Genomic DNA, 14,048 nt, shown 5'->3' on the forward strand with positions numbered 1-14,048 from the left:
CAATTACTCCTGAATGCTGGCGACAAAACTATAACCGCGCCCCCTAACTGTTTTGATATGCTGCTTTGACATGCCCGCCTCAACTAGTTTGCGGCGAACATTGCTGATATGCATGTCCAAGTTTCGGTCAAAAGGGCTCAACTCTTTCTTCAGCACTTCGATTTGTAACTGTGCTTTTGAAATCACCACCCCTTCATTGCGCATTAGATAGTTGAGTAGATCCGCTTCTGTGCCGGTAAACGGTAAACCTGAAACGGATTCAGAAAAACCATGGGGATCAGCACAATAACTTTGACGCTGTTTTTCTAAACCCACACGGCGAAAAATCGCTTTAATTCGTGTCAGTAATTCAGGCACTTTAAACGGTTTAGCGACATATTGATCGGCGCCAGCTTGATAACCATCCAGCATTGAAGATTCATCGTTGAGTGCCGTTAGCATCAAGATAGGCGTTGCAAAGCGCTGACAGATTCGGCGTGCAACTTGTAATCCACTTAATTTTGGCAACATGACATCCAGCAAAACAAGGTCCACCGGATGTTTTTCAATATAGTGTAAAGCGCTTTCACCACAATGAACGCACTCTACTTGATAACCTTCTAACGTTAATACTTCTGATATCAACTCACACAGTTCGATATCATCATCAACGACCAAAATTTTCGACATTTTTATTCTTTCACAACGATGAAGGATGCGATTCTAAATCTCAATTATTATCAGTACAAGTAATTGTGGCGAATTACTTGTTGTTCTCTGCTGTGCTTCCATCTTCACTATGTTTTTTGTTTCACGCAAACACAAAAAACCCGGACAAGCCGGGTTTTCGATTGATTTAATGAGCGTGATTACGCCATCGCGACATGCTCTTGCTTGGCTACTCTTCGGCGTTGCATGACGACCACCAAACCAAATAGCAATAGCGCTGGTATCCACATCCACTCTTTCCGTACCCGCTCAACAGTGATTCTGACATCGACAATTTGTTGGTCAAATTGCAAACCAGCCGCTTCTGCAGGACTCGCAAAGGCGACGATATCAATCAGTGTTTGCTCATCTTGCTGATACGTTTCGATACCGAGTGCATCTAATCGGTCTTGGCCCGTATCCCCTTCAGGCACTTCAAGTAGCACGGAAAATTCACGCATCTTACCAACACTATCTTCTCCGCTAATTCGCATGCGTAGCACATCACCTGGTTCAAGCGACTCCAAGGTTTGAGTCATCACTTTTGGACTGGTTGATTGATAAGGATCAACCACCAAATCAACCCAATAACCCGGTCTAAACAAAGTAAAGGCCACTAAAAGCAATAACACGCCCTCGTACCATTTATTACGTGTTAAGAACCAGCCTTGCGTTGCGGCAGCGAAAATTAGCATCGCCACCGTTGAGACAATAAAGATCGCAATACCGTGCGCCCAATCGACATCAATTAAAAGCAGATCGGTGTTGAAAATGAATAAGAAAGGTAAAGCCGCCGTGCGTAAACTGTAGTAAAAGGCGGTTAACCCCGTTTTGATCGGATCACCTTTCGATACTGCAGCTGCGGCAAAAGAAGCAAGACCAACCGGGGGCGTTACGTCGGCCATAATGCCGAAGTAAAATACAAATAAATGCACCGCGATCAATGGCACAATTAAACCATGCTGCTCACCTAGCGTCACGATGACCGGAGCCAACAGACTTGAGACCACAATGTAATTGGCCGTAGTGGGCAGCCCCATACCCAGGATTAAACTAAGCACCGCCGTGAGCAATAGCATCAATAATAAGTTGCCCATTGATAGCATCTCGACGAGATCCGCCAGCACTAAGCCCACGCCCGTTTGAGAAACCGCACCAACAATGATACCGGCCGTCGCGGTTGCAATGCCAATGCCAATCATATTACGCGCACCAGCAACTAACCCTTCACGTAGGTCAGTACAACCCTCTTTAAAACTACCGTAATCATGCTTACCATCTTTGCGCATCCAATTGAGCAATGGACGTTGAGTTAGCACAATCACAACCAAGATTACTGAGCCCCAAAATGCTGATAATCCAGGAGACAAACGCTCTACCATCAAACACCACACCAAAACCACCACTGGTAGTAGATAGTGCAAACCAGAGAGCAAAACGTGGCGAGTATTTGGCAGTTGGTCTAGAGGCTGATTTGGGTCTTCTGCTGGCAAAGGTTCATTATTCGCCGCAATACGCAGTAAGCCTAAATAGCTTATCGCAAGCAAAACCGCGACACCCTGCAAGGCGTAGTCACCTAACATTGGTTTTAGCCAACCGAGACCATAATAGACGGCCATCGACAATCCACTCACGAGAGTAACGCCAAACGCAAAACCCGTTAAGCGAACTAACCAAGGTTTCGATTGCGCCGTTTCAAGTGGCTCCATACCGAGTTTCAATGCTTCAAGGTGTACGATATAGAGTAAGGCTATATAGGAAATCGCTGCGGGTAAAAACGCATGTTTGATGATCTCAACGTAAGGGATTCCGACGTATTCAACCATTAAAAACGCGGCCGCCCCCATAACCGGAGGCATGATTTGACCATTCACCGATGAGGCCACTTCGACTGCGCCCGCTTTTTCGGCGCTAAAGCCAACCTTACGCATCATAGGGATAGTAAACGTGCCGGTGGTCACTACGTTAGCGATCGATGAGCCCGAGATCAATCCCGTTAGACCCGATGCAACCACCGCCGCTTTCGCCGGTCCGCCGCGCAAATGACCTAACATACTAAACGCTAGTTGGATGAAATAGTGCCCCGCCCCAGCTCGCTCTAATAGCGCCCCAAACAGCACAAATAAGAACACGAAACTTGTCGATACACCTAAAGCAATACCGAACACACCTTCGGTGGTGATCCATTGATGGTTTGCCAGCGCATCCAGTTGAACGCCACGATGGGATAAAATGCCCGGCATCCATGGTCCAGCCAAGCTGTAAATGACAAACACTATTGCAATAATCGGCAGCGCTGGGCCAAGTACACGTCGCGCCGCTTCCAACAATAATGGCAAGCCAATCAGCGCAGTGACAAAATCACCCGTGGTCAATGTGCCTGGACGCTGAGCGAGAGCTTCGTACATCACAAACAAATACAAGGATGAAGCACAGGCAATTAAGCCAAAGACAATATCGCTGACAGGAACACGATCACGCGGGGAACGCTTAAACGCAGGGAAAACGAGGAAAGCAAGTAGTAAGGCAAAACCTAAATGAATCGCCCTGGTTTCTGTGTCATTCATGACACCAAAGCCCACGATAAACGGTAACGGCGAAGCGATCCAAAGTTGGAATAGTGACCAAAGTAGTGCCAAGGATGCTATAGATTTCTCCATAATGCCGCCTGGCAGTCGCGCACCTACATCCTGGGCGATCAACTCTTCAGCCGACGTCGCTTGTGTCGCGGTAGACATCGGTTTATCCATAGTTATTCTCTAATTATTGTAATACAAAGTAAAAAGACTAAGCCTTACGTAAATCACCAAGGTAAGGCTTAGTTAAAAAGGGGAAACGGCATTCCTCATGCATCAACAGTGTCATGGCATGAGGAAGATTATTATCGTGATCGAATTTACAGCCAACCACGTTCTTTGTAGTAGCGCACCGCACCTTCATGTAACGGAGCTGACAAACCAACTTCGATCATCTCACTCTCTTTTAAATCTTTAAATGCAGGGTGAAGACGCTTGAAGCGATCAATATTGGAGAAGACCGATTTAACCAGTTGGTAAACCAACTCAGGGTCGGTGTCTACTGTCGTTGATAGAACCGCTTTACCACCGATTGACGGCGTGTCGTCGGGATTACCACGGTACATGCCACCTGGGATCACCGCTTTAGTAAAGTAGGCTTTATCTGCTAAAAGTTGGTCGATTTCTGGACCAGTTACTGCAACCAATACTGCATCTGTCGTGGTCGATGCTTCTTGAATTGCCCCATTTGGGTGGCCTACAAAGTAACTCATGGCATCGATGTTATTATCACTCATCGCTGAAGCTTGCTCTGCCGGTTTCAAATCGGCCACCAAGCTAAAGACTGACGGTTCCCAACCTTTGACTTCCATTACCTGTTCAAACGTATCACGCTGGCCAGAACCAGGGTTACCGATGTTGACTCGTTTGCCTTTCAAATCATCTAGGTTGGCAATGCCTGCATCTTTACGCGCTAAAATGGTAAACACTTCACTTTGCAGTGAGAAGACGGCGCGAATATCAGTCATTGGCTCACTATTTTGAAACGGAGCAACACCTTCTAGAGCTTTATATTGGTGATCGGATTGCATAATACCGAAGTTATATTCACCACTACGTAAACCGTTGACGTTAGCCACGCCACCGCCACTTGCAGGCGCATTACACTTAATGTTGTGTTCGTCACCGCCTCTGTTTACGAAGCGACAAATTGATTGCCCTGCTACGTAATAAACACCTGTCTGGCCACCGGTACCGATGGTGATGTATTCTTCCGCCGCCTGAGCATTCCCAGCAAATGAGAAACCACTTAATGCCAACGCACACGTAGAGGCAAGAGTTAATCCTTTCATTCGAAAATTCCTTCTAAAGCACCAATGAGAATTTATGCATACACACTCATTTCCATGGACTTATCAATTACTACTCCGAATCATCTAACCACCAAACAAAACAAAGGTTAAACAACTCAATTAACCAATCAAGGCAGACTTAAATAATGCAAAATGGCTAGATAAATAAAATTTAACGCCATTTATAAGCTTTAAATTGAAACCATTGCACATCACCTTGCCAACAAAAAATTAACACAATAAAAAGAATTGTCAGCCAGACAAAAAAGCACCAATTCTCAACTGGTGATAATCAACAAGAATTACTTTCATGAAATAAAACGGTTTTTTGTAACAAAAACCTGGTAAGTATCTGTTTTGAAGGGATAAAAATTGATTATTCTTGTAGCAACGAAATCTCATTAGCGAAGAAACTAAACTTTGATCTACCTCATGCTTTACCCACGAATTAACTAAGTTGCATATGGTGATAATTCAATCGAATTTAAACAATCGTGTAATCCAGCCCGCTTTTATATCGTTCATGTATCGACAAAACCAAATGGATAAATCATATCGATAGCGCCCTATTCGATCTAAAATAGAATTCACCCAAATCATAAATATAGGTTTACCATGACGCTCACAATTGTTGGCCACCGTGGCGTTGCCGGCCAATACCCAGAAAATACCCTTGCCAGTATTCAAGCAGCAATAGATATGGGCTTAGAATGGATTGAAGTTGATATTCAACCGACACAAGACCATCAATTGGTCGTGTGCCACGATCACACCATTGATCGCTGTAGCAATGGCTATGGCCGAGTAGACAGCTATACCTTAGAGCAATTACAGCAGTTTGATTTTGGCGCTTGGTTTTCGCCGCAATTTAATTCGCAGCCAATCCTCACGCTAGAGCAACTATTGCGTTTAATTCAGCCACTCAAGATTGGCCTGAATATCGAAATTAAAATTGACACGCAAAACTTTGAACCCGTCATCAAAGAATTAAAACGCCAACTCGAACTGGTCGCCCTTCCAGCGGAAAGAATTTTGATTTCCAGTTTTGATCACCAAACCTTGAGGGAGGTCCACCAAGCACATCTTGGCTATCCAATTGCGGTGTTAAGTGAAAAACTCTCAAAACAAGATTGGCTATTACTGGCAGAAATTGACGCAGTAGCATGTAACCTAAATGCTCGTACAACCAATAAAAAACAAATCGCTGCCTTACAACAAGCTGGATATCAAGTTTGGTGCTTCACCGTGAATAATCCACATCAGCTAACCCATCTACAAAGCGTCGATGCTATCTTCAGTGATTTTCCGCAGCGCTTCTTAACAAGCCACTCATCACTGCTGGCATAGCGACCATATACAGCGACTATATAAAACTGCTGTATAAGATCAGGATATGAATGTGTTACTCATCACATTCTTATCCTCATGCCCTCTAGTAAAAATTAAACATAAGCCACTGATTTTTATTTAATTAAATAAAAACTCATCATTGATCGCATAAAAAAAGCGTCTATAAATCGAACATAATACTTGACCCATACGCGCAAAATAACTACTGTATAAGCGTACAGCATGTATATAAGGACAGTTATTATGATTCATACACAAGCACACAGTCACACTTACTCTAAGTACAATGTACTGGCGCAACCTACGCAGCCAATGAACATTGCAGACTCTATCTTGGATCGTTTGGCTGGTCTTTCTATGCAGCAGCAGTGGATATTTTTTACCGCGCAATGTCCACGCCCTGATCATGCGCAATTTTCTGCTTCTAATGTGAGTTGCCAAAAGATCATTCAATTGAAATCCTCTAACACTCAAACCGAAGTGGAAATTGTGATTAAAGCAATTCAATCAGGCAATGCGAGTGCTGTCGTTGCCTCAAACCAAATCGATCAGGCTAACAAATTACAATTGCAAGATTTAGCCCTATCCCATGGCTGTGAAGTCTTTTTCGTCGAGGGCAGAGTAAACCAGTATCATTAATAAGCTCGATGATTTACAGCATTGCCTTTTGCCTCTCTAATTTGAGAGGCTTTTTATTTGAGCCTGAAAGATCCTTCTTATTTCGATACCCCTTTGTTCTTACCTTCTCTTCCCGCTCAATTCACCTATTAATCTTAATTCTTTCTCATCTTTCCCGCTGTAGAGAGGTCATATTAAATTTTTGCGCAAACGTTTGCTTTTTATCTGGCGGCGAATCTCAATTCTGGGTATGATGCCATTCAAACGGATAAACTCTCTTTCATGTAAACGATAGGAATGTCTCATGAGCCTCGCAGATCAAGTCCTCGCCGTAAACGACGATCTCCCTATTCGCACTAATAAACCGGTTCACAGTGGCAAAGTTCGCTCTGTCTATTGGTTAACAGAGCAAGATAGCCAACGTCTTATTCAAGAGAAAGGCTACGATGTTGCCCCTGATGCCCCACTTGCTATCATGGTGATCAGCGATCGCATCTCAGCGTTCGATTGTATTTGGCATGGTGAAGGCGGCCTTAAAGGTGTGCCGGGTAAAGGTGCCGCCTTAAACGCCATTTCTAACCATTGGTTTAAGCTATTTAAAGATAATGGTTTGGCAGATAGTCATATCCTTGATATTCCGCACCCATTGGTTTGGATCGTACAAAAAGCGAAACCAATCATGATTGAAGCGATTTGTCGTCAATACATTACTGGTTCTATGTGGCGTGCCTATAGCAAAGGTGAACGCGAATTCTGTGGTATTCAATTACCAGACGGACTTGAAAAAGATAAAGCGTTACCAGACCTACTCATGACACCTTCAACCAAAGGTATTTTGAAAGGAATTCCTGGTGTGGCTGAAGCAGATGATGTCAACATTACCCGCAAGAACATTGAAGACAATTTTGCTGCATTTAATTTTAGCAAGGCTGACGACATCGCCTTATATGAAAAACTGCTAAGCGAAGGCTTTGGCGTGATTAGCAAGGCGCTATCAGAGGTTGAGCAAATCTTCGTTGATACCAAATTTGAATTTGGTTATGTCAACGATGCAGCAGGCAATGAGAAACTGATCTACATGGATGAAGTTGGTACCCCCGATTCCTCTCGCATCTGGGATAAGCAAGCCTACCAACAAGGAAAAATAGTCGAAAATTCGAAAGAAGGCTTCCGCCAATTCTTGCTGAATCACTTCCCTGACGCCGATATTTTGTTAAACAAAGAGCGCATGCCAGAACGTGAAGCACTCGCCCGTGACAACATTTTGCCGCTTGACGCTTTAATGGATATTTCTAAAACTTACATTGCTATTGCTGAGAAGATCACCGGTAGAGCGATTGAGTTAAGTGATAATCCTAAGCAAGAAATCATTGATATTCTTGGTTCCCAATATGGTTTAATTGACTAAGACAGTTTCACCGCTGCCTAGTCGAGATTCTAGTATCTCAAACGCGCTTTTATCCAAGCGCGTTTTTGTTTGCCGAGCCACTATCCACGAGATAGACACGTTAGCGCTTCTTCCTCAACAGCACTTCAGTCTATAATAGCCACTTGTTGCTGCCTATTTGTCGCTACTTATGGATTTTATTGCCCTTTCTCGCATCAGCCTAAAGCACTTAACTGTGTTGCACGTGATGTTAACCACACACAGTGTTACTACCACTGCCAGTACGCTATGTGTCACACCATCAAGTGTCAGTAAAACAATGGCGCAATTGCGCGAACAGTTAAATGATGAATTGTTTTACCGTGACGGTTCACAGCTCGTTCCAACCCCCTTCGCGCTTGGTATTGCAGCACAAATCCATAAAATATTAGCCAGTATGAATGGCATCCTGCATCAAGGGGAATTTAAGCCTGAGCAGTTTAATGGCTCCATCGCGCTCTCTATGCGAGAGAGTACCTTTGAACTATTTGCCGATAAAATTAGTCTGATCCGCGAGCGATTGCCGCTGGCCAATCAAATTAATGTCTATGCGAAAGAACAAATGAGTTTTGAGGCACTGATCCGTGGCCAAGTCGATTTTATGATTTTACCGCATGACATTAGCCAGCCGCCGACGACCAGTCGTGAGTTGGTGTGGCAACAGTTACTCAGTGATGAGATGGTGTGTTTGATGAACCCTGCTCATCCACTTGCTGAGAGGGATCTTTCCATCACAGATTACCTTGCCTACCAGCACATCGGAATTCAAGACCGCGACTTGTCAGAGCCCTACTTTGAACAGAACCTTAAGCAGCAGCATGGCACGAGAAATGTGGCGATGTCAGTAGCAGATTTTGGAGCGGCAGCCGTTATGTGTCATCACTCGATGCATTTGCTGACGTGTTCGAAGAGATGGGCACAACAAGCGTTTCAAGCCCAAGGGTTAGTGCAAAAGCCACTGCCATTTGAATATGGCAAAGTGGCTTATAGTTTAGTTTGGAATGAAGTAAGTTTGAACGACCCAGCGCTACAATGGCTGCACGCAAAATTACTCGGCTAGCGTTAGTAAAAACGGACAAACACCATCACATATAAACACGGGGTAACTGCAATGTATGCGCGACCCGTGATTGTAATGCCCGATGGAACACCGTCATTTGCTCTTCACTGCACTTATCCCACGTCAATGCCTCACCAATCACACCATGATGCTGAAACGCATTCAAACGGATTATAACATCGGTCGACAAAGTACTAATGAGTTGAGATACCGCTTCAATCTCACAATCTAAATCACTTTTACCAGGAATATGCAGTAAGCGAAGTTCATGTAACTTGTTTGCCTCAGCCAACAACTTAATCGAAGCGATCACTTTGTGATTGTCACGGCCAATCAACCATAAATGCGTGTCGTTTTGCCATGCTTTGAGGTCGATCATCGCGCCATCCATATAAGGCATTACTTTCTGCCAACCGGTCGCGCCCAAATAACCATTACTATCAATAAAACAGCTGAGATGTTGTAGATCCGTATCAGCCTTAATCGCTTTAAATAGCTCGATGATAAACGGCAGTTGTACTGTCGCCTCTCCGCCAGAAATCGTAATGCCACTGATGAAAAATTGCTGCTTGCGAATGATCGCTAGCATTTGCTCAACGGTGTAATGCTTAACCTTCGGGTTCGACTTATTATCGCAGATATCGACGCATTGATCGCAATGAGTACACTTGGCTTCATCCCAAATTACTTTAGGTTTTAGGCCGTGTAGTTCGCTTGTGCTAAACGTCAACGCCCCTGTAGGGCAACCATCAACACAATCGCCGCAATGATTACAGTAATTGATGGTATGGGGATTGTGACAATTTAGGCAATTGAAGTTACAGCCTTGAAGGAAAATGACCAGGCGATTGCCTGGTCCATCCACACAAGAGAAGTTCAAAATACGACTAACGATTGCCGACTTGTTGAACGTGTGACTCATCGTGATTAACGGTAAGTTGGAGACATTTCCATGCTCACCACTCGTGGAGCACGGTCTAAGATACCCGTTCTTTCAGCCGCTTCTGCACCTAAGCCAGTCGTATTGGTACGCGAACCACACTCAGAGAATTTAGCGATGTCAGACAACTTAACCATGTAACCTGTTACGCGTACTAAATCATTTGATGCTACGTTGGCTGTAAACTCGCGGTAACCCAGAGCCAATGCACCTTTACATAAATTGAACATCGCTTCAGGGTTTGATTTAACCGTTTCATCAATGGTTAGAATATCGCTAATGCCTGACGTGTAGTATTGGTGATGAGCCGCGTTTGCCTGAATATAGCTCACTGGATCAGGCTCTGTACCGTAAGGTAGACGCACACCCGGAGTCACGCCTTCATCAAGACTGATACCGCCTTGAGCATGGAGCAACGCGCGGCCTTCTAGTCCGTATTTTACCGGTGAGTTATCTACGATTTCAGCCAACTTAGCTGAAATTCGGTGACCCATTTGATTAGCCGCTTCATCTTGACCATAACGAGCAACATTACCTTCTTTTTCAATCAGGATATTCACCGCTTCTGCCATGCCGTAAATACCAAACATCGGCGCAAAACGAGACTCTTCAATTAGGCCTTCTTGCGTTAGGAAGCCTTTAAAGAAGTTTGAGTTTTCGTGCAGATGGCTGCTACGCGCATCCATTAACTCAATCATTAACGCACAGTATTTTGGCAGTACGTTCGCTAGGAAATCTTCGCTATTTCCTGATACTTTTGCCACTTCTTTCAGGTTCATACGAACAAGAGTATTTGAACCACCTGCCAGTGGCAGCGAGTTGTAACAACTTACAATACCAAACTTCTTATCACCATAGCTTTGAGCGTGGATTGGGTAGTTAGCAATATGAGGTTTGCTGCACTCACAAATGTTCGATGCGGCTTGACGTAACAAGTCATCTGGCGTGATAGCAGGATCGTACATAAAGGTTAAGTTTGGTGCGATCTGTTTTAGCTCAGCGTCGACTTTCAAAATAGTGCGACAAATAATATTGTCTGCAGGGCCGATGTTCACGTGCATGAATGCATCTGGTAACGTACGGTCCAACATAATCCAGAAGCGTTTTAGTTTGGTGTAAATTTGTTCGTCGCTCAGATCACCAACAAACGGCATCAACACATCATCTAATTGACCAAGGTAAACCGGAATATTGGTTACTGACGGTACGTGATGGTAGATAATGGTTAATAGATTCAACGCATCATCAAAATCTTGTGCTGCCGCAAGCTCAAGGTACTCAGAGCCTTGCTGTAGGAATTTCGCGTAATCAGGCAATACATAACGAGGTTTAAACGGTGCATGACCTTCAAACATGTCACACAACACACCCTCTTCCATTGCTTTAGCAACCTCAGTAGAGATTGGCATATAAGGCAAATTCGCTTCCGCTTCTAAAGCTAAAAACTGGTTCTTTTGCTTAGGGTTAAGATTCGCATCCGTAACGATTGAGTGGATACGTTGTTGAAAAGCATTAAGAGTGTTGGACATGGTCTATTCCTTATAATTTTCATGGATTTTATCCCGCACCAATGATGTCCACAATTGAAATTAGATGAAATACACTTTTCCATTATGGAAACATGAAAAACAAAAATGATATTGACCGAATAGTAAAAAGCCCGGTGATTAAACCGGGCTCGATTGGTTGTAGAATATCGCTTAATTACAGCTTAAAGCGACGGATCTCATTCTCTAGTTCCTGAGATAAATTGGATAATTTAACCGCTTGTTCCGCAGCCATATTGGCCTCTTCAGCCAACTCAAATGAAACGTCACGAATACCAACCGTATTACGCGTGATTTCTGAAGTCACTGACGCTTGTTCTTCTGCCGCCGACGCAATTTGGGTTGCCATATCACTGATTGATTCCACGGTGGTATGAATTTGTGCCAAGCTTACTGCCGCTGAATCCGCATCAGTTACGCTGGTATCAGCCAACATACGGCTATCACCCATGATGTTCACGGCACGCGCCGTTGTTGCTTGCAGCGTTTCAATCATTTGCTGGATCTCTTGCGTTGAAGAGTGAGTGCGCTGACTCAACACTCGCACTTCATCTGCAACCACAGCAAAGCCGCGGCCTTGCTCACCCGCTCGTGCCGCTTCAATGGCGGCATTTAATGCCAACAGATTGGTTTGTTCTGCAATGCCCTGAATGGTCGCCAAGATTGAGTTGATGCTATGACCATGGCTTTCAAGCTCTTGAATCACTTCTGTCGCCACGACAACTTCTTGCGCTAGGTTTTGAATTGAACTTTGAGTTTGTGTCACTTGCGTACTACCGTGAGTACACGCACCGACTGCTTCTGTTGCATTTTGCGCAGTATTTTCTGCGTTGCCGGCAATCTCTTGTGTCGCCGCAGCCATCTCGTTGATCGCTGTCGCGACCATATTGATTTCATCTTGCTGAGTACGAATACGAATTCGACGATCTTCAGCTTGCTTTGCTGTATCGCTTGCTTGACCATTTAGCGCCGTTGAAACACTGCTCAAAGTCGTCACCATCTGGTGCATATTGCCGACAAAGGTGTTGAAGCTAATCGCCAAACGACCCACTTCATCTTGGCTATGTGGTACCAGGCGCTGAGTCAGATCTGCATCACCAGACGCGATTTCATCCAGTGCTTTTGATACGCGCAAAAGATCGCGGAAAAGGAAGCTCACCAGCCATGACACAGCAAAAGCAACAAATGCAGTGATCATTAGCGCGGTCAGGATCAGCTCTTGCAACAAGTCACTGTGGCCTGCTTGCTCTGTTTCACGATCCATTTCAATCGCGAACATCCAATCGGTATTCGGGACATTTTTAAAGTAATAGAGCTTCTCAACACCATCTTTTTCTACGATTTCAATATCACCTTTATTAGCTAAACCTTCGATAACCGACAAGGTCATTTGAGGTGACAGCGCGGTGACAGGCTTTAATAGCAAATTCTTATTTGGGTGTGCCATCTTGCTTATCGATAAGCATTGCGTAGGCATTTTTACCCGCATCTAAGCTGATCACGTCATCAATCAACTGATCCAGCAAGACATCTGCCGCAACCACACCAACTTTTGTGCCATTAACCGTCACCGGCTCAGCAATTGAAACCAGTAGCGCGCCAGTAATCGCATCTTGGTATGCGGTCGTAATAATTTGGCGACCCGCATTGTTCGCATCAATATACCAAGGGCGAGTACGAGGATCGTAATCAGCACGATTACGTTCTGGATGGGAACGGTACATATTACCCGCTGGCGTTCCTAAGAAAATATCATCAAAGCCACCCGCCACTCGTGCTTACTTCAAAAAGGGAACAACGTCGGCTTGTGTACTGTGTTGATTAAAAGAGGAAGCAATATCACGACGAATGCTAATCCAGTCAGAAATACCAACCGCAGCCGTATTTGATAAACTTTCCGCACGGGAATACATACCATTGCGAGTTTGCTGATATAGCTGATCAGCAGAAAGCCAAGTCAGTGCACTCGCCATTAGCATGACCGCTAACAGGCTTGCACCAATCAATTTTTGTTTTAGTGACAGGTTCATATAATTTTGCTTCTATTGATGAAAATTTGCGAGGAAGATAACAGAACTTCGAGGGCGAATTTTAGTGGTAAAAACAGTTAGTTGCACGGAGTATTGCAACAAATTGTTTCTATCAACAATTCTGCGAGCCTATACGCAACCATATCAATATAGAAAAAGAGGAAGAGAATAAAGAAGAGAGTACAACGTGATGAAATATAGGTTAAAAGCTAAAAACAACTCACTACTACAAGCTGTCCGCCTAAGCAGCTAATTTGCGCTGGTGTTTAACCAATCTAACAGTTCCTTACCGTAAAAAACCTCGGTTTGCAGGTGGAGCACTAAGAGAATCATAAAAGCAGCGGCGCAGAGAAGGTTGATGCGCTTGGTATAGCGTTTCTTATTGTATTCTCCGTAGGTAATGATCTGCGCAGTGACCAACATAAAAGGATAAGCAATAATGAGAGCGATCAGCCACACCAAATAGATCGACATGGCCATTTCTGTTAACTGCCCGTTAGGCATAGTCCGCTCCTAATAAAG

At 44.3% G+C, this 14,048-nt stretch carries 10 protein-coding genes and 1 pseudogene; 4 read left to right on the top strand and 7 right to left on the bottom strand.

The genetic code is table 11. From position 1 onward, the window contains the following. Positions 1–3: 3 nt before the first annotated feature. The 3 genes from RH85_RS04065 to RH85_RS04075 all read right to left on the bottom strand — a co-directional run bounded on the left by RH85_RS04065 (position 4) and on the right by RH85_RS04075 (position 4,555). The gene (locus tag RH85_RS04065; protein ID WP_006710927.1) at positions 4–669 is read right to left on the bottom strand and encodes a response regulator transcription factor; all 666 of its coding nucleotides are present in this window, start codon (positions 667–669) and stop codon (positions 4–6) included. A gap of 179 nt (positions 670–848) precedes the next feature. Further along, the gene (locus tag RH85_RS04070; protein ID WP_006710928.1) at positions 849–3,437 is read right to left on the bottom strand and encodes a TRAP transporter permease; all 2,589 of its coding nucleotides are present in this window, start codon (positions 3,435–3,437) and stop codon (positions 849–851) included. 146 nt (positions 3,438–3,583) lie between these two features. Further along, entirely contained in the window at positions 3,584–4,555 is a 972-nt protein-coding gene (locus RH85_RS04075; protein WP_006710929.1) for a TAXI family TRAP transporter solute-binding subunit, read from the bottom strand. 615 nt (positions 4,556–5,170) lie between these two features. On the opposite strand from RH85_RS04075, the gene RH85_RS04080 reads away from it, so the two are divergent. From RH85_RS04080 to RH85_RS04095, 4 genes are all read left to right on the top strand, one after another. After that, positions 5,171–5,902 (top strand): glycerophosphodiester phosphodiesterase family protein, encoded by a 732-nt coding sequence (locus RH85_RS04080; protein WP_006710930.1) that lies wholly within the window; start codon positions 5,171–5,173, stop codon positions 5,900–5,902. Positions 5,903–6,148: 246 nt separating this feature from the next. Next, entirely contained in the window at positions 6,149–6,544 is a 396-nt protein-coding gene (locus RH85_RS04085; RefSeq protein WP_006710931.1) for a SulA-like leucine-rich domain-containing protein, read from the top strand. A gap of 283 nt (positions 6,545–6,827) precedes the next feature. Continuing rightward, complete coding sequence (locus tag RH85_RS04090; RefSeq protein WP_006710932.1) at positions 6,828–7,931, top strand: phosphoribosylaminoimidazolesuccinocarboxamide synthase; 1,104 nt, start codon at positions 6,828–6,830, stop codon at positions 7,929–7,931. Between the two features lie 169 nt (positions 7,932–8,100). Further along, positions 8,101–9,009, top strand: a complete 909-nt coding sequence (locus RH85_RS04095; protein ID WP_006710933.1) for a LysR family transcriptional regulator — start codon at positions 8,101–8,103, stop codon at positions 9,007–9,009. Between the two features lie 25 nt (positions 9,010–9,034). On the opposite strand, the gene RH85_RS04100 is transcribed toward RH85_RS04095, so the two are convergent. The 4 genes and pseudogenes from RH85_RS04100 to RH85_RS04115 all read right to left on the bottom strand — a co-directional run bounded on the left by RH85_RS04100 (position 9,035) and on the right by RH85_RS04115 (position 14,030). Then, positions 9,035–9,931: a YjjW family glycine radical enzyme activase gene (locus RH85_RS04100; RefSeq protein WP_083824843.1), complete on the bottom strand. Its 897-nt coding sequence runs from the start codon at positions 9,929–9,931 to the stop codon at positions 9,035–9,037. Positions 9,932–9,936: 5 nt separating this feature from the next. Beyond that, the gene (locus RH85_RS04105; RefSeq protein ID WP_006710935.1) at positions 9,937–11,478 is read right to left on the bottom strand and encodes a YjjI family glycine radical enzyme; all 1,542 of its coding nucleotides are present in this window, start codon (positions 11,476–11,478) and stop codon (positions 9,937–9,939) included. A gap of 175 nt (positions 11,479–11,653) precedes the next feature. Beyond that, positions 11,654–13,526 (bottom strand): annotated as a pseudogene (locus RH85_RS04110) (methyl-accepting chemotaxis protein). 249 nt (positions 13,527–13,775) lie between these two features. Next, positions 13,776–14,030, bottom strand: a complete 255-nt coding sequence (locus RH85_RS04115) for a hypothetical protein (protein WP_006710937.1) — start codon at positions 14,028–14,030, stop codon at positions 13,776–13,778. Positions 14,031–14,048 lie beyond the last annotated feature (18 nt).

It is taken from the genome of Vibrio ichthyoenteri ATCC 700023 (assembly GCF_000222605.1).
Classification (GTDB): domain Bacteria; phylum Pseudomonadota; class Gammaproteobacteria; order Enterobacterales; family Vibrionaceae; genus Vibrio; species Vibrio ichthyoenteri.